This window comes from Paenibacillus agaridevorans (genome assembly GCF_003112455.1).
Lineage (GTDB): Bacteria > Bacillota > Bacilli > Paenibacillales > Paenibacillaceae > Pristimantibacillus > Pristimantibacillus agaridevorans.
Genome location: NZ_BDQX01000164.1, coordinates 1 through 19,923, shown reverse-complemented (window position 1 = coordinate 19,923; position 19,923 = coordinate 1). Strand labels below are relative to the sequence as shown.

The 19,923-nt window shown below is 51.4% G+C and carries 25 protein-coding genes; 23 read left to right on the top strand and 2 right to left on the bottom strand.

Translation table 11 applies throughout. From position 1 onward, the window contains the following. Positions 1 to 151: 151 nt before the first annotated feature. Positions 152 to 682, bottom strand: coding sequence for a transposase (locus PAT3040_RS15065; protein WP_108993387.1), 531 nt, complete (start codon positions 680 to 682; stop codon positions 152 to 154). A gap of 267 nt (positions 683 to 949) precedes the next feature. On the opposite strand from PAT3040_RS15065, the gene PAT3040_RS15060 reads away from it, so the two are divergent. The 10 genes from PAT3040_RS15060 to rsmI all read left to right on the top strand — a co-directional run bounded on the left by PAT3040_RS15060 (position 950) and on the right by rsmI (position 8,714). After that, on the top strand, positions 950 to 1,141 hold the full coding sequence (locus PAT3040_RS15060; protein WP_087571166.1) for a sigma factor G inhibitor Gin: 192 nt from the start codon (positions 950 to 952) through the stop codon (positions 1,139 to 1,141). 220 nt (positions 1,142 to 1,361) lie between these two features. After that, entirely contained in the window at positions 1,362 to 2,948 is a 1,587-nt protein-coding gene (locus tag PAT3040_RS15055) for an aminotransferase class I/II-fold pyridoxal phosphate-dependent enzyme (protein WP_108993386.1), read from the top strand. A gap of 103 nt (positions 2,949 to 3,051) precedes the next feature. Next, positions 3,052 to 3,684 carry a dTMP kinase gene (tmk, locus tag PAT3040_RS15050; protein WP_108993385.1) on the top strand — a complete coding sequence of 211 codons (633 nt, stop codon included), beginning with the start codon at positions 3,052 to 3,054 and terminating at the stop codon, positions 3,682 to 3,684. 181 nt (positions 3,685 to 3,865) lie between these two features. Further along, positions 3,866 to 4,195, top strand: a complete 330-nt coding sequence (gene darA / locus PAT3040_RS15045; RefSeq protein ID WP_087571169.1) for a cyclic di-AMP receptor DarA — start codon at positions 3,866 to 3,868, stop codon at positions 4,193 to 4,195. Between the two features lie 15 nt (positions 4,196 to 4,210). After that, a complete protein-coding gene (locus PAT3040_RS15040; protein WP_087571170.1) occupies positions 4,211 to 4,654 on the top strand; it encodes a YaaR family protein in 444 nt (147 codons plus the stop codon). Between the two features lie 34 nt (positions 4,655 to 4,688). Then, the gene (gene holB / locus PAT3040_RS15035; RefSeq protein WP_108993384.1) at positions 4,689 to 5,675 is read left to right on the top strand and encodes a DNA polymerase III subunit delta'; all 987 of its coding nucleotides are present in this window, start codon (positions 4,689 to 4,691) and stop codon (positions 5,673 to 5,675) included. Between the two features lie 3 nt (positions 5,676 to 5,678). After that, positions 5,679 to 6,482 carry a PSP1 domain-containing protein gene (locus tag PAT3040_RS15030; RefSeq protein WP_087571172.1) on the top strand — a complete coding sequence of 268 codons (804 nt, stop codon included), beginning with the start codon at positions 5,679 to 5,681 and terminating at the stop codon, positions 6,480 to 6,482. A 62-nt stretch (positions 6,483 to 6,544) separates the two neighbouring features. Then, positions 6,545 to 6,952, top strand: a complete 408-nt coding sequence (locus PAT3040_RS15025) for an initiation-control protein YabA (RefSeq protein ID WP_087571189.1) — start codon at positions 6,545 to 6,547, stop codon at positions 6,950 to 6,952. A gap of 95 nt (positions 6,953 to 7,047) precedes the next feature. Continuing rightward, the gene (locus tag PAT3040_RS15020) at positions 7,048 to 7,818 is read left to right on the top strand and encodes a tRNA1(Val) (adenine(37)-N6)-methyltransferase (protein WP_108993383.1); all 771 of its coding nucleotides are present in this window, start codon (positions 7,048 to 7,050) and stop codon (positions 7,816 to 7,818) included. Continuing rightward, the gene (gene rsmI / locus PAT3040_RS15015) at positions 7,815 to 8,714 is read left to right on the top strand and encodes a 16S rRNA (cytidine(1402)-2'-O)-methyltransferase (RefSeq protein WP_108993382.1); all 900 of its coding nucleotides are present in this window, start codon (positions 7,815 to 7,817) and stop codon (positions 8,712 to 8,714) included. The genes PAT3040_RS15020 and rsmI overlap by 4 nt, the downstream gene beginning before the upstream one ends. Positions 8,715 to 8,832: 118 nt before the next feature. On the opposite strand, the gene PAT3040_RS15010 is transcribed toward rsmI, so the two are convergent. Further along, positions 8,833 to 9,087, bottom strand: coding sequence for an AbrB/MazE/SpoVT family DNA-binding domain-containing protein (locus PAT3040_RS15010; RefSeq protein ID WP_012772023.1), 255 nt, complete (start codon positions 9,085 to 9,087; stop codon positions 8,833 to 8,835). Positions 9,088 to 9,355: 268 nt separating this feature from the next. Between PAT3040_RS15010 and PAT3040_RS15005 the strand changes: the two genes are divergently transcribed. The 13 genes from PAT3040_RS15005 to PAT3040_RS14945 form a co-directional block, all read left to right on the top strand. Beyond that, the gene (locus tag PAT3040_RS15005) at positions 9,356 to 10,654 is read left to right on the top strand and encodes an HD domain-containing protein (protein ID WP_108993381.1); all 1,299 of its coding nucleotides are present in this window, start codon (positions 9,356 to 9,358) and stop codon (positions 10,652 to 10,654) included. A gap of 14 nt (positions 10,655 to 10,668) precedes the next feature. Next, positions 10,669 to 11,448, top strand: a complete 780-nt coding sequence (locus PAT3040_RS15000; protein ID WP_087571176.1) for a TatD family hydrolase — start codon at positions 10,669 to 10,671, stop codon at positions 11,446 to 11,448. Positions 11,449 to 11,886: 438 nt separating this feature from the next. Then, positions 11,887 to 13,035: a resuscitation-promoting factor gene (locus PAT3040_RS14995; protein WP_179215860.1), complete on the top strand. Its 1,149-nt coding sequence runs from the start codon at positions 11,887 to 11,889 to the stop codon at positions 13,033 to 13,035. Between the two features lie 145 nt (positions 13,036 to 13,180). Beyond that, a complete protein-coding gene (rnmV, locus tag PAT3040_RS14990) occupies positions 13,181 to 13,735 on the top strand; it encodes a ribonuclease M5 (protein WP_108993393.1) in 555 nt (184 codons plus the stop codon). Positions 13,736 to 13,737: 2 nt separating this feature from the next. Then, complete coding sequence (rsmA, locus tag PAT3040_RS14985) at positions 13,738 to 14,658, top strand: 16S rRNA (adenine(1518)-N(6)/adenine(1519)-N(6))-dimethyltransferase RsmA (RefSeq protein ID WP_108993380.1); 921 nt, start codon at positions 13,738 to 13,740, stop codon at positions 14,656 to 14,658. 70 nt (positions 14,659 to 14,728) lie between these two features. Continuing rightward, positions 14,729 to 15,625 carry a sporulation peptidase YabG gene (gene yabG, locus PAT3040_RS14980; RefSeq protein ID WP_087571178.1) on the top strand — a complete coding sequence of 299 codons (897 nt, stop codon included), beginning with the start codon at positions 14,729 to 14,731 and terminating at the stop codon, positions 15,623 to 15,625. A 229-nt stretch (positions 15,626 to 15,854) separates the two neighbouring features. After that, positions 15,855 to 16,130 carry a biofilm formation stimulator Veg gene (veg, locus tag PAT3040_RS14975; protein ID WP_087571179.1) on the top strand — a complete coding sequence of 92 codons (276 nt, stop codon included), beginning with the start codon at positions 15,855 to 15,857 and terminating at the stop codon, positions 16,128 to 16,130. A gap of 174 nt (positions 16,131 to 16,304) precedes the next feature. Next, positions 16,305 to 16,493 (top strand): small, acid-soluble spore protein, alpha/beta type, encoded by a 189-nt coding sequence (locus tag PAT3040_RS14970; RefSeq protein WP_087571180.1) that lies wholly within the window; start codon positions 16,305 to 16,307, stop codon positions 16,491 to 16,493. A gap of 195 nt (positions 16,494 to 16,688) precedes the next feature. Further along, on the top strand, positions 16,689 to 17,543 hold the full coding sequence (ispE, locus tag PAT3040_RS14965; RefSeq protein ID WP_108993379.1) for a 4-(cytidine 5'-diphospho)-2-C-methyl-D-erythritol kinase: 855 nt from the start codon (positions 16,689 to 16,691) through the stop codon (positions 17,541 to 17,543). Positions 17,544 to 17,625: 82 nt separating this feature from the next. Beyond that, complete coding sequence (purR, locus tag PAT3040_RS14960) at positions 17,626 to 18,453, top strand: pur operon repressor (protein ID WP_108993378.1); 828 nt, start codon at positions 17,626 to 17,628, stop codon at positions 18,451 to 18,453. A 59-nt stretch (positions 18,454 to 18,512) separates the two neighbouring features. Continuing rightward, positions 18,513 to 18,911, top strand: coding sequence for a RidA family protein (locus tag PAT3040_RS14955; RefSeq protein WP_373863947.1), 399 nt, complete (start codon positions 18,513 to 18,515; stop codon positions 18,909 to 18,911). A 129-nt stretch (positions 18,912 to 19,040) separates the two neighbouring features. Next, positions 19,041 to 19,322, top strand: a complete 282-nt coding sequence (spoVG, locus tag PAT3040_RS14950) for a septation regulator SpoVG (RefSeq protein WP_087571183.1) — start codon at positions 19,041 to 19,043, stop codon at positions 19,320 to 19,322. A gap of 186 nt (positions 19,323 to 19,508) precedes the next feature. Then, a partial coding sequence (locus PAT3040_RS14945; protein WP_181376628.1) for an NTP transferase domain-containing protein occupies positions 19,509 to 19,923 on the top strand: 415 nt, incomplete at its 3' end.

Sequence of the window (19,923 nt, the reverse complement as noted above, 5' to 3'; positions counted from 1 at the left end):
GATTGCAGACCGAGTCCACGAGCGGGGACGGTTCCGTGCAGAGGAGAAGCGGCCGGGCTTACTGAAGGACATCCAGCCAACAAACTTGCTCAAAAAAAAGCCCCACTACCCTTACGGGTAATGAGGGCTAGAGTTGGGCTTGAAGACAAGCCTAACGATGATAGTACGACGCTTCTTTGGACTCCAGGCGCAGGACGCCGTCCTTGCGTTGTTTGCGGAAAGATAGCGACAGCAGCATGCGAGGTACGAGCAGCCATGTATGCCAGCTAATAAGGCTAATCATGAGCGCAGGCGTCGCCCAAGGGTACACAACGCCGATAACGCATAGTCCCAGCCAGAAGAGATGGCGATGAACCCGGCGGAACAGATGCAAAGTAATGTCGTTAGCCGGCTTGAATCCGATCCATGGCGGGATAATACGCCAAATCCACTTGCGATCGGCTGCTTCATCTACCTGTATGAAGGTTACTAATAAGATAAGGATATGAAGCAGCTGAACAGCTGCGAATCCGAACAGCCAGGCAAACAGTCCGTTCATGCCATAGGCAAGCATCTGGATGCCAAGGAAGATGCCTGCAATTATGAGATGGCTGGTAACCAGTTCCGGCCTCACCAAGACTCTTTTAACGAGCTGATACTGATATATAGTGGCATTCTGTTGCTGGGATAATGATTGCTTCATAGGATGATTGTCCTCTTCTCCGGAATTTACAATCCTCTTCCTTACATTTATCGGCATGCAATAGACAGTTGTGCACTACAAATTTGAGCTCAGGAATCACCAATCGCCCAGATCCGGCATACGATAACGAGAAAAACTAGCGTTGCGCGCGGGCGCACATCCTCGAAAGACTTCTATAGAAGATTTTCACATGAAACAAGTATATTTCAATAGACTATGTGCCATAATAGTAGGTAAAGACGATGGCGATAGAAAGCGGGGATTGGAATGAACGAATTTCGCGATCACCATTGCATTATTTGTGGATTGCCCAAGGCGGAGGGCGAAGGGATTGTTATCGTAACTGGTTTCATATGCGAAGATTGTGAGACAGAGATGGTACAGACCGACGTTCAAGACGCCAAATATCCTTTTTTTATTCATCAGATGAAACAATTGCTCGTGGAGAAAAATGCTTAAAGCGGCTGCTAATAAAGAGGCTGCTTTTTTTCTTGCATTATAGGAATGAATAGGTTTCTCCATACTTGACCTATCATTCTCGGGATGAAACGCGCTGCACTGCCAAAGGACGGCGACAGCCGTTTCATCTTGCTCCCAGTCAACGTTTACGAGCGTGCATTCATTCGTTACAATGTAGGCAGACACCGCCCAAATGGGCGTACGAAGGGATTGCAACTAAATGAAGCCTATACATGCACCTATATATGAAGCATTAAAAAATCATGCGGGCAGCAGGCCGCGAAGCTTTCATGTACCGGGGCATCAGAATGGACAAGTATGGGAGGAACTCGGAGCCGCAGCAAACACTTCAACAGGCAATATAATAGAAGCCTTTAGGCAAACCTATGATGCCATTATGGGGATAGATGTGACGGAATTATCCTCTACGGATGATCTGCATCATCCCGAGGCGGCGATCCAAGAGGCACAAATTTTGGCTGCGCAAAGCTTTCATGCAGAAAAAACTTTTTTTCTGATTGGAGGAAGCACATCGGGCAATCTGGCTATGCTGCTTGCAGTATGTGATCCTGGTGATCTGGTGATCGTGCAGCGAAATGTACATAAGTCGGTCATTAATGGACTGAAACTCGCGGGAGCTTCGGCCGTTTTTGTTAGTCCACAGCGCGATGCCGGTTCTGGGCTTGCTGTAATCCCCTCCCTTAGCGGGATAGAAGAAGCGCTGCAACGCCACCCGCAAGCGAAAGCGGTCTTTTTATCGAATCCCAATTACTATGGCATGGGTGAGTTATTAAATCGATATGCCGAGACGGCGCATCAATACGGTGTTCCTCTGCTGGTGGACGAGGCCCATGGAGCTCATTACGGTCAACATCGTGAGTTCCCGCGGTCGGCGATGCAAGCGGGAGCGGATGCGGCTGTGCAATCGACGCATAAGACGCTGCCTGCTCTTACGATGGGAGCCATGCTCCATATTCAGGGGAATCGAATAAACCTGGATCGCTTGAAGCAAGCGCTGGCTATCGTCCAGAGCTCCAGTCCATCATTTCCGATTATGGCATCGCTCGATATTTCCCGAGCAATGATGGCTTCGCTTCAAGAGGAGCTGTTCCAGCCTGCCTTAGCTCATGCCCGTTCATTCCGTGCTTGGCTGAAGGCTGCCAGGATGTTCCTTCAAGAAGCCGCCTTCACGGATGTTACCGTCAATAGCAAGCATGACGGGAGCGAGAAGATAAAGCTTACTTCGCCTCAGCGGGATCCGCTTAGAATCGTGCTTCATGATTCGACCGGAACTCTAACCGGCAAACAACTGCAGCAACTGCTCGAGGAGAAGGGCTGTTGGGCGGAGATGTCGGATAACGTATACGTGGTGCTGCTGATCGGGATTGGGACTGGCGATGAGCATATGGAGCGGTTGAGAGATTCCATAACATTCATACATCAAGCTATTGTAAGTGAAATGGATGACAGCGCGCTCAACATGAAACGTTCGGCAAAGGAAGAAGTTGAAAGTAGGCATGCAGTATGGGCTGCGACTGAATTAGAAGAGCCTGTGTCGTTCGGAGGAGGATGGTACAGGAACCAGCCCAGCGTCCGTCTGCCGCTTCGAGATGCAATAGGCCGCCGTGTGGCCGAGATGGTCGTTCCGTATCCGCCGGGTATTCCGCTATTGTATGCAGGAGAGAGATTGACGATTGCGATGGCAGATGAAATCGAGAGATTAGCTTCCGGAAGAGCCAATTTTCAGGGAGCAGTCGACTCAGGAATGGGCACAATTGCTGTCTATGAGGAAAAACCTGGGGGCTAAAGCTCGAAAAAGCGCATGATTCAACGAATTTCGTTGTGGTGTCACGTCCGCTTTGTTACAATAAATAAGAGTACAAGTCAAGTAGGTTAGGGGAAACGGCAAGTTGACTAAAGGAATCTTCATTACTATAGAAGGCGGCGAAGGCTCCGGCAAAACAACGCTGATCCAGCGTCTCTCCCATGTTCTTCAGCAGAAGGGATGGGATGTGATGACGACGCGCGAACCGGGCGGCATTCCGATCGCGGAGCAGATTCGGACAGTGATCCTGGATCCTGCGCACACGGTGATGGATGCAAGAACCGAAGCATTGTTGTATGCGGCTTCACGAAGGCAGCATCTGGTGGAGAAGGTATTGCCTGCGCTCGAACAAGGCGTCATCGTCATCTGCGATCGGTTTGTCGACAGCAGTCTGGCTTATCAGGGCCATGCGAGAGGCCTCGGGATGGACGCAGTATGGGAAATCAACAGATTCGCCATACAAGATATCATGCCGGAACTAACTTTGTTCCTGGACGTGTCGCCTGAGGTTGGACTCTCCCGAATCAATGCGGCAGCGGACAGAGAGATCAATCGTCTCGATCTGGAGCGTCATTCCTTCCACGAGCGTGTAAGAGAAGGCTATCGGATGCTGCTGAAGCGGTTTCCGGAACGGATCGTGTCAGTAAACGCAGACAGGCTTCCGGATGACGTATTCGAAGAAGCGCTGCAGGTGCTGATGGACCGACTGAACAGATAGGCAGGACGTACGATTGTCGGCATCATGACGGTTGCGGCATACGGTTGCTCCAAGCAGTTCCAGTAACCGATAACAGCCCAATGCATAGGATAAGGTGAAGCGGCTGTCGCCGTCCTTCGGCGGCGCAGCGCGTTACGCAAAGGCGATGACCTAATTTAATCTTAAACGAGGGGGAATGAGGATGAAATTAGTTATTGCGGTCATTCAGGATAAGGATAGCAACCGGTTGTCGAATGCGCTTGTAAGAGAGGGATTCCGTGCGACGAAGCTGGCAAGTACAGGCGGATTCCTGCGTGCGGGAAATACGACGTTCATGATCGGGATTGAGGATGAGCGCGTGCATGAGGTGCTTCAAGTAATCAGCGCGAACTGCAAGGTACGCGATCAATTGGTTACGCCGGTGTCTCCAATGGGCGGCTCGACGGATTCCTACATTCCGTTCCCGGTTGAGGTGCAGATTGGCGGCGCGGCGGTATTCGTCATGCCGGTGGAGAGATTCGAACACTTCTGATTGGGTGTGACGTAGATGAGAGTCGATCAAAGCTGGCGACCTTTGGGTCAGAACCGCACAAGCGGAGATACGGGCGGAAGACCCGTTCAACCGGTTAGTTTCTCCGATGTCCTGGTGCAGCAGAACGCACAGAGAACGAACGAGCAGTTGCAGCAGAAGCTGCAGGACATTCATAACCAAGGGGAACGTTTGGCCAAGCTGATGACGGTTCGCGAGCTAAAGCTGTATCGGGCCATGGTCAAGAAGTTTCTGGAGGATACGGTTAAGCGCGGAGTTGGGCTTAAGGAAGTGCGCGGCTTCGATCGCCGCGGACGCGTAAAGCGCTATAAGCTGCTCGACGAGCTCGATGAGACGCTGGTGTCGATGGCGGAGGAATTGCTCGACAGCGAGCAAGGACGATTGGAGCTGCTTAACAAGATTGGCGAGATCCGCGGGATTTTGATCAATCTTTTGTTTTAGGCGGACCTCCTTTAAGAAAGGTAAGGACAATGATATGAGTCTTGAACGACTGGAGCAAGCCGAAGGCCAGTGGAAGGCGCAGCGCATTTTGAGACATGCGCTGCAAAGCGGCCGCATCTCCCATGCTTATTTGTTCAACGGCCCTTCGGGGACAGGGAGAATGGCAACCGCGCAAGCGTTCGCGAAGGCGCTGTTCTGTACGTCGAATGGCTGGGATGCGTGCGGGCAATGCCTGGCATGCAGAAAGTTCGAGCATGGCAATCAGACAGCGCTTCTGACGATCGCTCCCGATGGACAGAGCATCAAGATCGACCAGATCAGAGAGCTGCAGCGAAATCTGTCGTATCGGGGAACGGAGACGGAACGCACCGTATATTTGGTCGAACGAGCCGAGACGATGACGCTGCAGGCAGCCAATAGTTTGTTGAAATTTCTCGAGGAACCTTTGTCGCCGATTGTCGCCATTCTCATTACGGATAATGGACAAGCCATATTGCCGACGATCCGTTCGAGAACGCAGTGGGTGCCCTTCCTGCCGATCCCGCCGGAAAGTATGCTGGAGAAGCTTGTCTTGGAGGGGGCTTCTCCGCTTCTTGCAAGAGCAGCCGTCCATCTGTCCTCAGGACTCGACGGAGCTAGACAAATTCTCCAGCAGAATGAGTTTGCAGAAATCAGAAACCTAGTGATACAATTAGGCAAGGAGAGCTTGTCCCGATTCACCGCGGCGATGATCACTGCCCAGCAGCAGCTATTCAAGACGGATTTGAGCGCCGGTATGGATATGCTGCTATCTTTGCTTACACTATGGTTTAAAGACTTTACACAGTTCCAGGCCGGAAGGCAGGACAAGATTGTTTTCATAGATCAGTTGGATTGGATAAGCAGTCACGCGTACGACCGTTCCTTTGCAGGATGGGTATCCTGCATGGAGCATATATTGGAGGCGGGCAAGCGCATTCGGGCGAACGTATCGCCTCAGCTCGCATTTGAGCAATTATTGGTACACTTACAGGAGGGCTAATCCTTGTATAATGTCGTCGGTGTCCGCTTTAAGAAAGCGGGCAAGATCTATTACTTTGATCCGGTCGAACATCCCGTAGACAAAGAACAACATGTTATTGTTGAGACCGCGCGGGGAATCGAATACGGTAAAGTGGTGGTGGGACAGAAGCAAGTCGGTGAATCGGATGTTGTTCTCCCTCTCAAGAAGGTTATTCGCATAGCAAGCGATTCTGACGCTCAGATCGTCGAAGAGAATCGCAACGCCGCTAAGGGTGCGTTCACGACCTGTCTTGACAAGATTAAGAGCCATCAGCTTCGCATGAAGCTGGTTGATGTCGAATTTACGTTCGACCGCAATAAAATCATTTTCTACTTTACCGCCGAAGGACGCGTCGACTTCCGCGAGCTGGTAAAGGATCTCGCCAGCGTATTCCGTACCCGGATCGAGCTGCGTCAGATCGGCGTAAGGGACGAGGCGAAGATGTTAGGCGGTATCGGACCATGCGGGCGGGTGCTCTGCTGCTCTTCGTGGCTTGGCGATTTCGAACCGGTCTCGATCAAGATGGCCAAGGATCAAAATCTGTCGCTTAATCCGACCAAGATCTCCGGATTATGCGGGAGACTTATGTGTTGCTTGAAGTATGAGCATGACAATTACGAGAGCGTACGCGAGGAATTGCCGGCCATCGGCAAGATCGTCGTGACATCTTACGGGGAAGGCAAGGTTACGGGCATCAACGCATCCACGAAGAGCGTATATGTATCACTGTTTGATGTACCGGGCAAGCCGAAGGAACTGCCGCTTGATGATGTTGTCGTGAAGTAGACGGCGGCGTTAACAATCTGACAGGCGAGAGATACTCGCGCTTGATGCTCTGGGGTGGGGACTTGGAGAAAAAAGATATATTTAAACAGATGGATCAATTGGATAGCCAGATAGGGGAGTTCCATGCCCAATTCAGTGCGCTCAAGCAGATTATCAAACAATTGCTTGAAGAGAACAATCAGCTGAGCATGGAAAATCATCAGCTAAGGCTTGTGCTGAAGCGGGAGACCGCCCCCGATCGGGAAACCGTTCCGGCAGCTTCGACTCAGGCGATGGAACAGCATAACGGAACTTCTGCCGAGATAATAATTGGCAATATGGAACACGACGACAACGGTGCCGCGATTGGAGAAGGATATGACAACCTGACAAGGCTTTATCACGAAGGGTTCCATATCTGCAACGTCTACTACGGTCATCTCCGTACCGAAGGCGATTGCCTGTTCTGCCTGTCGTTCCTAAATAAATAAGCAGTATGTATCGACGGGCCGTCCTTACCTGAGGGGACGGTCATTTTTTAAATTATAGGGAAACATAAGATTTTCTAAATAAGGAGAACACGAAGATGACGCAATTAAAGCCAAATGATTCATCCACTAGTCAGTCTGAACAGCGGGAAGATCAGAAGATCGGCTTATTGCCCGGGGAGCGAATGGATGACCTGCTGACGGATACAGGGCTTAGGATTATACAGAGCCGAGAAGTCTTCAGCTTCTCGCTGGATGCTGTCTTGTTATCCAGATTCGCCAGCCTTCCGAAGCGGGGCCGAGTTGCGGATCTATGCTCCGGCAACGGAGTTATTCCCATCCTGATGTCGGCCGGAACGGAGGCAAGGATGGATGCCATCGAGATTCAACCGCGACTTGCCGACATGGCCAGGAGGAGCGTGGAGATAAATGGGCTGCAGGAGCAAATTACCGTAATACGAGAGGATCTCAGGGAATATGCGAAGACGGCTGGCAACGGCATTTACGACGCTATTACGGTCAATCCGCCTTACATGCCTGTCACGGCAGGAGATCAGAACGTGAACGAACATTATGCGATCGCGAGACATGAGATCCATTGTACGATCGAGGATATAGCCAGCGCCTGCTGCAGGCTGCTGCGTCCCGGGGGCAAGTTGTTTATGGTGCATCGTCCTTCGAGGATGCTGGATATCGTGGAGACGATGCGGCGTTATAGGCTGGAGCCCAAGCGAATCCAATTCGTACATCCCAATACAAGGTCCGAGGCCAATATGATATTAATAGAAGCAACGCGAGACGGGAAACCTGACATCAGATTGCTTCCGCCTATAATGGTGTATAACGACGAGGGGGTACAGATCGTATGAACAGGCAAAAAAGCTACGACGCTCCGCAAGCGGTTGCCTCAGGCAAGTCTGCACCGGGCAGTCTTTTCTTGGTGGGGACGCCGATCGGCAATCTGGAGGATATGACCATGCGGGCAATCCGCACGCTCAAGGAAGTGGACCTCATTGCAGCGGAAGATACCCGGCAGACGAGGAAGCTGCTGTCTCATTTCGAAATTCATACGCGACTGGTGAGTTATCATGAGCATAATAAGGAAGCGAGTGGTCCGGAGCTGATACGGTTGTTGCTGGAAGGCCAATCCATTGCGATTGTCAGCGATGCCGGTCTGCCTGCCATCTCTGATCCAGGAGCCGACCTTGTCCGCGATGCAGTAGAACAGGATATCGCCGTTATTCCTATTCCGGGGGCGAATGCCGCTTTGTCCGCGCTCATTATGTCCGGTCTGCCGACTGACACATTTACATTTGCCGGATTTCCGCCAAGGGAGAGGAAGTCGCTTCAGAAACGTCTGACCGAGCTGTCTGCCCTCAGGTCCACGCTGCTCTTTTATGAATCGCCGCACCGTATCAAGAAGACGCTTGGCGAAATGCTGGAGAGTATCGGCGATCGACGGATTGCCGTTATTCGCGAGCTGACGAAGCGGCATGAAGAGGCTATCAGAGGTACGGTCTCGGAATGTATCGCATGGTTCGAGGAGCATCAGCCCCTCGGTGAATTCTGTATCGTGGTAGAAGGCGCAAGCGATGGGGAAGCGGGCAATGGTCTTGCGAATCCAGAAGCTTGGTGGTCGAAGCTTGGCCTGGAGGAGCATGTGGCCCACTATGAAGCTGAGATGAGCAGGAAGGATGCCATTAAGCAAGCAGCGACGGATCGCGGTCTGCCGAAGCGGGACGTATATAATGAAGTGAACCGCTGACCGAATTATCCGGACAAAAAAAAGGACCTTCCTGGCCGGGTTCTAGCGCAGGAAGGCATCAAGGAGTATAAAAAGGTTAGAATTAACATGTGGATATAATGATTATAACCGATTTTTTTTATTTTGTCACAGGAGAAGGCATTTCTGATAAACAAATATGGCAAACAATTTTTCCTTTGAAGTACGACACGTTTTCGGCGTTGCCGCAGAAGATACATGCAGGCTCGTATTTCTTAAGCATGATGCGTTCGCCATCTACATAAATCTCGAGAGCGTCCTTCTCGCCAATGCCGAGCGTACGGCGTAATTCGATTGGAATAACAACGCGCCCAAGCTCATCGACCTTACGAACGATACCAGTAGATTTCATCATCATTCATCATTCCCCTCAGATAATATATTCGTCAATGTTCGACAATATTTTATAAATTCATGTTACTATAATACCAACTCTTCCCATAACAGTCAACCTGTAAAAATCAGCAGATAGCGTGCTGTTATAAGGATATTACCCACTATAGCAGATAATATTCTATGTAATAGAATACAACAGCTTCGACAAATTGGAAACTTAATTACGACATTATTCGACAAAAGTCGATAAAACTGTGTCGAATTTATGAACAGAAGGAGATGAGGAAATGAACGGTCAACTTAAGGAGGAAAAGGTATTTAAGGATCCCGTCCATCATTATGTGTACGTCCAGGATGAGACGATATGGAGCCTGATTAATACAAAAGAGTTCCAGCGACTGCGCCGGATCCGGCAGCTTGGGACAACCTACTTAACCTTTCACGGCGCGGAGCATAGCCGGTTCTCCCATTCTCTTGGCGTCTACGAAATTACGCGCCGCATTATTTCGCAATTCGAGCGCTACGGCTACCCCGACTGGCCGAAGGAAGAAAGGCTTGTCTCCTTGTGCGCGGCGCTTCTCCATGACGTAGGACACGGTCCGTTCTCCCATTCGCTGGAGGAGATCTTCGATACGGATCACGAGGAGTGGACATGCGCCATACTAATGGGAGAAACCGAAATAAATGGCGTGCTTCGCTCCGTTTCCGAAGAGTTTCCTTCGCAGGTTGCGGCCGTCATTAAGAAGAAGTATCCGAAGCCGATCGTCGTCAGTCTCATCTCCAGCCAGATGGATGCGGACCGAATGGATTATCTGCTGCGCGACGCCTACTTCACGGGCGTTAACTACGGCACGTTCGACCTGGAACGCATATTGCGGGTATTGCGTCCTTATAAAGGAAAAATTGTAGTGAAGGATAGCGGCATGCATGCCGTCGAGCATTATCTTATGTCGCGCTACCAGATGTATTGGCAAATATACTTCCATCCCGTTACGCGCAGCTCGGAGATTATATTGAGACAAATTTTTCGAAGAGCGCAGCAATTAAACGCGGAAGGCTACAAGTTTAGCTGGATGACACGTTCCATTAAGCAGCTTTTGGACAATACGCTCGAGCTGAAGGATTATTTGAAGCTTGACGAGGCGCTCGCTCAGACGGCCTTCTCCGAGTGGGAGCAGGAAGCCGATCCGCTGCTCAGCGACCTGTGCCATCGATTTTTAAACAGGCAGCTCTATAAATATGTAACCATCGATCAACCGGATGAATTATTGCTTGGCGAGGTTGCCGCTACCCTGGAATCCATCGGTCTGAATCCGGATTATCATATGGAGATCGACTTCCCCTTCGATCTTCCTTATGATGTATACCGACCGGATCGGCAGGAGGGAGAAAAACGGGAAAAAGCGCCAATTTTGTTGCTGGACGAGCATGATGAAATAAGCGAGATTTCCTTGAAATCCGACATTGTTCGTTCCATTACAGGCTTGCATCAAGGAAAGTATCATTTGTATTACCCGGAGGAGCCGTTGCGGGCCAATAGGGCGCAGCTATCCGACCGAATGAGGAAGTTATTCCAACTGGATTAAAGGAGATGGACATCATGTTATTCGACACGCATACGCATCTGGACGCTAGACAATTTGACGAAGATCGGGAACAGGTAATCGACAGGGCTCGCGCTGCCGGAGTCAGTCTTATGGTAAACATAGGATGTGACAGGAGAAGTATACCATTAACAATCGAACTGGCGGAGCGATATCCGTTTATCTACGCGGCGGTAGGTTGGCATCCTGTGGACAGCATCGATATGAAGCCGGAGGATCTGGAGTGGATCGAGCGTCTTTCCAGCCATAACAAGGTTGTCGCGATCGGCGAGATCGGGCTGGATTACCACTGGGACACATCGCCGAAAGACGTACAGCATCGCGTATTTCGGGAACAGATCCGACTGGCCAAAAAGGTAAAGAAACCGATCGTCATTCATAATCGGGATGCCCATGAGGATGTTATTCGTATTCTTAAGGAGGAAGACGCGAAGGAAATCGGGGGTGTCATGCATTGTTTTTCCGGGAGCTGGGATACTGCAAAACAATGTCTTGATATGAATTTCTATATTTCGTTCGGAGGACCGGTTACGTACAAAAATGCAAGGGTTCCAAAAGAGGTGCTCGAGAGGGTTCCGATGGATCGATTATTGATCGAAACCGACTCCCCATATCTTACTCCGCATCCAAATAGAGGGAAGAGAAATGAGTCTGCATATGTGGCTTTTGTGGCTGCCGCCGCAGCCGAAATTAAGGGCATCTCGGTGGAGGAATTGGCTCAAATCACGATGAAAAACGGTAAAAATTGTTTTGGCATCGAAGGAAAGTCAGTCTAAAAGCGAGAAAACGAGACCTTTCATGCAAAAAAACTGATTTTTGGGGCTGAATTCAACTATTTATTCGGAGTTTTCCTGCTTTTTTCGTGAAAATCGCATTTTATCGCTTCTTTACAACTGGGCTCCGATGAAGGTATGATTCGTATCAGAGCTTTACATTTTGTATTGGATTTCCAGCCGAGCAGACATTTTTGCACCCTCAAAATAACCTCTCCACATTCCCGGGTAGTGAACGCTAAGGCGCCTACCACATGTGCTCCACTTTGACGACAACCTCTAGCATGTCCCGAATATTCGGTTAGTAGTCGTCATAGGGTTAATCAGGGAGGTGAGAGTCTGCAAGACTGGAGTGCGTGCTTGCACGCCAATATACTATAGTCGCGTCAGTTGTAACATGCGTAACACTTGGCGGCGGGGCTATGAAGGAGGACCGAGGAAGTGGGCCTGAGTAAGAAGAAGGACACCCATGGGAAGCGATCATCCAGCATGACTTTCGCAATGCGATGGAAGCATGGAAACTTGCGTTTGATTATGTTAAGTGCAGTAATCTCAATCGCTATGACTTTCATGTTTTTGGTGTTGTTGTACGGAACGGCTGTCAAGAGCGTCTCCGTAGTAGTGAATGGACAAGAAACCGTTGTCGAAACGAAACAATGGGTCCTGCAACGCCTACTGGATGAACAAGCTATTACAATAGGACCGCACGACAAAGTGTCAGTCCCGCTTAATTCACCGATTAAGGACGGCGACCGGTTCGAGGTCGATCATGCGATTCCCGTTATTGTAAAAGCAGATGGCAAGACATCTACGGTGTACACGACAGAGAAGACGGTTGGAGCGGCGATCGAGAAATTGGATATAACCGTCCGCAGTGATGATAAAATAAATCCGCCTCTGTCCGCGGAAGTGGCAGAGGATGAGCTTGTAACAATCGTTCGGGTAGACACGAAGGTGTCGGCACTCGAAAAGGATGTTCCGTTCTCTATCGTGAAGAAAGAAGATCCGACGCTGGAGAAGGGTAAGGAGAAGGTCATCCAAACCGGCAAGAGCGGCGTTTTGATCGAGCAATCCAAGGAGCAATACGAAGACGGCGTGCTTGTCGCAAGCCAGGTCGTAAGCGAAGTTGTGCAGACGGCTGCCGTTGACCAAATCGTCGCCATAGGCACGAAGAAGCCGGAACCGAAAGTCACGGTTCTGTCGAACAAGAGCCCAAGCGTGACTACGGTAACGAAAGACGACCTTACCTTCAGCGCGAAGAAAGTGTTGAAGAACGTGACGCTTACCGCGTATACCGCGGGCGTCGAATCGACAGGCAAAGACGAGGACCATCCGCAATACGGCCTTACGGCATCCGGTACGAAGGTACAGGAAGGCCGGACGATCGCAGTCGATCCAACCGTCATCCCGATGGGATGGTGGGTATACATCGAAGGCATCGGCTTCCGCCGCGCCGAAGACAAGGGCAGCGCCGTAAAAGGCAACAAAATCGATGTGTACTTCGATAGCACCAGCTATGCGAACAAGTTCGGCAAGAAGACGGGCTACACGGTTTATGTGCTGGGTCCGAACAAACCATCGGCAAGCTAACCTGCCTAAGCTTCGGATGAAGCTATCGTAATGTTGAACTAAATATGCCATCATAAGAAGAGGCGACGCCTCTTCTTTCTTCTTTTTTCTCGCGAAAATAAAGAAGAAGGCAAGGGAAAGACGGCAGAAAGCGGGGATGGTCAGATTGATTAAGGAAATCATTGTAGTGGAGGGCAAGGACGACACGGCTGCTATCAAACGGGCTGTTGAAGCCGACACGATCGAGACGAACGGTTCCGCCATCGGCGAAGACGTGCTTCGCCGGATTGCGCTTGCTAACGAACGCAGAGGCGTCATTATATTTACCGATCCTGATCATGCCGGCGAGCGCATCCGAAAGATCGTCGCCCGTCATGCGCCAGGCTGCAAGCACGCATTCCTGCCTCAAGAGAAGGCATCCTATAAAGGCGATATCGGCATCGAGAACGCGAGCACGGACGCCATCCGACAGGCTTTATCGGAGCTGCGGACGGAGGCGCTTAGCGGCGAGGGGGGCGAGATCACTTGGGAGGACCTTATGGAAGCCGGGCTGATCGTCCATTCCGATGCGGCGCGCAGAAGGCTGATTATGGGCAAGCTGCTCGGGATCGGATACGCGAACGGCAAACAATTCTTTAAGCGGTGTACAAGCTTCCAGATTACGAAGAGCGAATTCGTGGACGCGCTCCGGGAGATGGAACAGAAAGCGGAGGGTTCTTAAATATGGAGACGGAACAAGGGAACAGAAGCGGGCAAGGCGCAAGATCGGCATCGGATGTGGGCACGCCTAAGCGAACCAAAGAAATTATCGCGAAATACGGCTTCTCCTTCAAAAAGAGTCTCGGACAGAACTTCTTGATCGATCGCAACGTGCTGAACAACATCGTCGCGGCGGCCGGATTGGACGAGTCCAAAGGGGCGCTGGAGATCGGCCCGGGCATTGGCGCGTTGACAGGGCGCCTGGCGGAGACGGCTGGCCGCGTGACGGCTATCGAGATCGATCAGCGGCTTATTCCGATATTAGACGATCTGTTCGCCGAGCAGGGACATGTGACGGTCATTCACGGCGACGTGCTCAAGATTGATTTGCAGGAGCTGTTTCGCAGTCAATTCGAAGGCCTCTCCGGCGTCAGCGTCGTGGCGAACCTGCCTTATTACGTAACGACGCCGATCCTCATGAAGCTGCTTGAGGAGCGTCTGCCGCTGGAGAACATCGTAGTCATGATTCAGAAGGAAGTCGCGCAGCGAATGGCCGCGAAGCCGGGAGGCAAGGAATACGGAAGCCTAAGCGTAGCCGTACAATATTATTGCGTGCCGGAGCTGGTATGCACCGTTCCGCATACCGTCTTTATCCCGCAGCCTAACGTAGACTCCGCCGTCATCAAGCTGACAGTGAGAGAGAAGCCTGCGGTAGACGTGCCGGACGAAGCCTTTTTCTTCCGCGTCGTACAGGCAAGCTTTGCGCAGCGCCGCAAGACGCTGGCCAACAATCTCACGGCTTTCGTAGGCAAAGAGAACCGGGAGGCGCTTGGCGGCATTCTGGGCGGCATTGGCATCGATCCTGGCCGCCGGGGAGAGACGCTCTCGCTGGAGGAATTCGCGCGGCTTAGCCGGGCTCTCCTGGAGGCAAAGCTGTCGTTGTAATCGGCAAGTTGCAGAATCGCTCACCATTCGCTCCATCTGCCCATAGGATAGACGAAGAGGTGATTGACCTATGAAGCAAGGGGACCTGGTCGTCCGCAAATCATATGGAAGCGACGTTTTGTTCCGTATCGAAGCGGTTCGTTCGGAGACAGCCCTGTTAAAGGGCACGGATTATCGTCTGCTCGCGGACGCTCCAATTCCTGATCTGTCGGTCGTGCGCGATCCGGAATCAACGAGAGCGGCGCAACAGGCGCGTATTAAAGTAAATGAATCGTTACGCAAGATGCACACGGATCGGGAGAAGCAAACCGCAGAGACCGTGGATGCCATACGTCAGGGATTGCAGACGCCGGATGCGGCTTACTTCGAGATGCCCGGCAAGGTGCTGCATCTGGACGGAGACGGCAATTATTTAAAGAAGAGCATGCAGCTCTACAGCACGATGCAGGTGCCGGCGTATGGTCTGCATCTTCACGAGGCCCAGATGAGCGACATGCTCTACCGGCTGCTTCCGCAGGTAAGGCCCGACATTGTCGTTATTACGGGCCATGACGGCGTGCTCAAGCACCGCGCCCCGAATGAATTGTACAGTCTGACCAATTACAAAAATTCGCAGAACTTCGTTAACGCTGTCCGGGTTGCGCGCGAATACGAGAAGAACAGGGATAATCTCGTGGTGGTGGCAGGCGCCTGCCAATCCCACTTCGAGGCGCTGCTGCACGCAGGAGCGAACTTCGCCAGCTCGCCGGGCCGTATTCTGATCCATGCACTGGATCCCGTGTACATCGCGATCAAAGCCAGCTTTACATCGATCCGGGAAACGATTAATCTTCCGGATGTCATACACGGTACCATTAGCGGGATAGACGGCGTTGGCGGCATCGAGACGCTCGGTCGACACCGGGTCGGCTTGCCGAAGCCAAAGGCTGCCGCATCGACTATGGCCAATGTAACGATGAACGCTTAACAGACGAACGAATGAGTCTTGCGGTCGTTAATGAACAACGACTATTATGTCGCCTTTTGTATATTTTTTGTCATTGGAACACAAACTATCAAAAAATAAGGCCGATTTTTTATTTTTGGGTGAAATCACCGTTGACAAAATAAATATCTGGCTGATATAATATTTTGTTTCGTTTGACAATTGGTCTTTCCTTGGTTATAATGGACAAGGAAAGAGGTGGTAGTGGACAATGGCAAAAAACGCGCTATTGGATATCAAACGCAGCTTGGAAGCCCATGTGGGAGCCAAGATCCGTCTTAGAGCAAACGGCGGTCGCCGAAAGACAATCGAACGGACCGGTACGTTGGAAGAAATCTACCCTTCTGTCTTCATTGTAAAGCTGGATGAAGAGCAACACGCTTTCAAGCGCGTCTCCTACAGCTACGCGGATATACTTACCGAATCTGTTGAAGTGACCGTGTGCAATGATGAAGGCCAAGTCCGAATCGCTTATCTTCAACACTAGATGGACATAAGCTTCATATAGGCCCTTACGGGGCAACCTGACGCAGACCTCCTTAGGTCTGTGTCTTTTTTTTGGGACCATAATAAGACCCGCATGATCCCTAGCGTGCGGATGCATACTACGAATGGATGGCAACCAAGCCTGACAAGGCAGAAGACGACAAGGAGGGATGATATGGGACGCAGGCGCAGAGGCGGCGTGATGTCGGAACAGCTGAAAGTAGAACTCGCAAAAGATCTGGGCTTCTACGGCACCGTTCAGCAAGAAGGTTGGGGCGGAATCAAATCAAAGGATGCCGGCAATATGGTGAAACGGGCCATTCAGATCGCGGAGCAGACGGCGGCACGATCGGGACAGCCGTAACGATCGACGATATCGTGACGCGGCTATGAAGAAGTACGATCCGGCTTTCGGAAGCAGCAACAGAGCGGCAAGAGTTTGCAAAAAGGGAAGCTAAGCTGTGCAGGGCCTGCTCGAACGGTCTGGCATGGTTTAGCTTTTATTGTGCCCGTTTGTTATAATGAAGCTTACAGTTTAAATGAACGGGTGAACGAACCGATGAAAATTTATGAGAAAGCTCCTGCCAAAATCAATTTGCTGCTCGATGTGCTGCGCAAACGCGGCGACGGATACCACGAAGTAGAAATGATCATGACGATGGTCGATTTGGCGGATCGTCTCGAGATGGAGGAGCTGCCGCGCGACACGATCATCATTTCCAGCCAGGTGGGCTATATTCCGCTCGACGAGAAGAATCTGGCGTTCCAGGCGGCTCGCCTCATTAAGGAGCGGTATGACGTCCGTAAGGGCGTATACATCCATCTCGACAAGAAGATTCCAGTAGCGGCTGGTCTCGCCGGAGGAAGCAGCGACGCTGCTGCAGCGCTGCGTGGTCTTAACCGGCTGTGGGGGCTTGGCATATCGGAGGACGAGCTCTGCGACCTTGGGGCCGAGCTGGGCTCGGACGTGCCTTTCTGCGTGACGGGAGGAACGGCGATTGCGAGAGGGCGCGGAGAGAAGCTGGAGCACATCTCGCCGCCGCCGCAATGCTGGGTCGTTCTCGCCAAGCCGCCGATCAATGTGTCGACGGCCGATGTGTACGGCAGACTGAGAGCGAACGAGCTGAAGGACCATCCTTCCATCGAATTCATGAGAGGGGCGCTTGCGCGAGGCTCCTTCCACGATATGTGCGAAGGGCTGGGCAATGTGCTGGAGAACGTGACGCTGGAGCTGTATCCCGAGGTGCGTCAGCTAAAGGAGAGCATGCTCAGACTTGGAGCTGACGGCGTGTTGATGTCGGGCAGTGGACCTACCGTATTCGGCCTCGTATCGAAGCAAGCGAAGCTCCCGCGTATCTATAATGGACTGCGGGGATATTGCAAGGAAGTATACGTGGTAAGAATGCTTACATAAAGATGGCGTTATTGTTGATTAAATCCGTATAAAAATGTTATATTGGTAATATAATATTCGGATTTAGTGGGGGGAGATGGCATTGAAGAAGTTAAAGAGAAGCTCGCGGCTCGTTGAAATGACGCAGTATCTATTATCTCGTCCCCACACGTTAATATCGCTCACAGCATTCGCAGAACGTTATCAGTCCGCCAAGTCTTCCATCAGCGAAGATCTTGCTATCATCAAGGAAGTTTTCGAGGAAGAAGGCATCGGCGACCTGCAGACACTGGCGGGAGCGGCAGGTGGGGTTAAATACATGCCTAAGATGAGAGAATCTGTGGCGCTGGACATCATGAAGGAAATATGCAGAGAGCTGGAGCAGCCCGATCGCGTGCTGCCAGGCGGATATTTGTATATGACGGATATGTTAGGACAGCCAGAGCTGCTGGCTGATGTCGGACGGATGTTTGCAACCGCATTCGCAGATCGCAAAATCGACGTTATTATGACGGTGGAGACAAAAGGGATTCCGCTCGCTTACGCGACGGCGGCATGTCTTAATATCCCCGTCGTTATTGTGCGCAGAGACAATAAGGTGACTGAAGGTTCCGCAGTAAGCATCAACTACGTGTCGGGATCGACGAAGCGCATCCAGACGATGTCGCTGGCACGCAGAGCGCTTAAGGAACAGTCCCGCGTACTGATCATCGACGACTTTATGAAAGCCGGAGGCACGATCCAAGGGATGATGGATCTGCTCTTCGAATTCAAGGCAACCGTGGCCGGCGTAGGCGTATTCGTGGAATCGGGAGAAGTGGAGCTGGAGGAGCGCCTGCTGGAGGATTACGTGTCGCTGGCGAAGCTGACGGCCGTGGATATGAAGTCGAAGCAATCCACCGTCATTCCGGGCAATTACTTCAAGGCGTAACCGCAAGCCTGCGCACACCATCATCTATATCCATCAATCATTGAGAGGCAGGGAACATGATGACAACACGCAAGGAAATGGAAATCGTCTCAACGGAAGCGGCGCCGGCAGCGATCGGCCCCTATTCGCAAGCGATCAAGCTGGGAGGTCTGCTCTTCACTTCGGGCCAGATTCCGCTCGACGCAACGGGTGCTCTTGTCGCTGGCGGCGTCGAAGAGCAAGCTCATCAAGTATTCCGGAATCTGCAAGCAGTCTTGGAGGCAGGCGGGGCTTCCTTAGCCAGCGTCGTCAAGGCAACTGTTTTCTTGAAGGACATGAATGATTTCGCAACGGTCAACGACATCTATGCCTCCTACTTCGGAGACCACAAGCCAGCTCGCTCCGCCGTAGAAGTAGCAAGGCTTCCAAAGGACGTTCTTGTCGAAATTGAGGTCATTGCATCGACTCTTGTCGAATGAAAACGAAAAATTATCAAAACAAAAAAAATATTTTAAATAGAGCATCAATTTACCAATTTAATAGAAGGATTTTGCATTTTTTCGTGGAAGTATACACCAAGTCTTGAGAGGCAAAGGTGGTGAACACAAGTGCAAATTACTGATGTCAGACTCCGCCGCGTCAATTCGGAAGGACGTATGAAGGCAATCGCATCGATCACCATTGACAATGAATTCGTTGTTCACGATATCCGTGTCATCGACGGCAACAATGGTATGTTCGTAGCTATGCCAAGCAAACGTACTCCGGATGGCGAATTCCGCGATATCGCTCATCCAATCTCTTCTACGACTCGTGAGAAGATCCAAGCCGCTGTTCTGGCGGAATATGAGCGTGCTGCCGATGAGGTTGCGATCGAGGAAGGTGCTTAACACGAAAGCTTTTGCAAGTATGATAAAACCTCTACCCTCGGCCTCTCGAAGATGAGCGACCGCGTTTAGTGGTAATAAATCCGCTTAGTCAGAAGAGAGAGCCGCGGCTCTCTTTTCTTTTGCCAATATATAAGCTATATTCATCTGAAGGATTGCTAGTTGGAGGAACCAGGGAGGTTATTGCGTATGACAAGAATGGCGATTGTGCTCGCGGCCGGTCAAGGCAAGCGGATGAAATCGAAATTATATAAGGTGTTGCATCCGGTGTGCGGCAAACCTATGGTAGGGCATGTGTTGGATACGGTCAAAGCCGCGAACTGCGAGAAGGTTGTCGTTATCGTTGGCCACGGCGCGGAGAAGGTAAAGGCTTATCTGGGCGACGCGGCGGAATATGCGCTGCAAGGGGAGCAGCTCGGCACAGGGCATGCGGTGCTGCAGGCGAAGGAGTTGATCGGAGATATCGACGGTACGACGATCGTCGTATGCGGCGATACGCCGCTCGTGCGCGCTTCGACGGTTGAAGCGATGCTGAAGCTGCATGAAGAGAGCGGCGCGGCCGCGACCGTGCTAACGGCTTCGTTTGCAGATCCTGCCGGATACG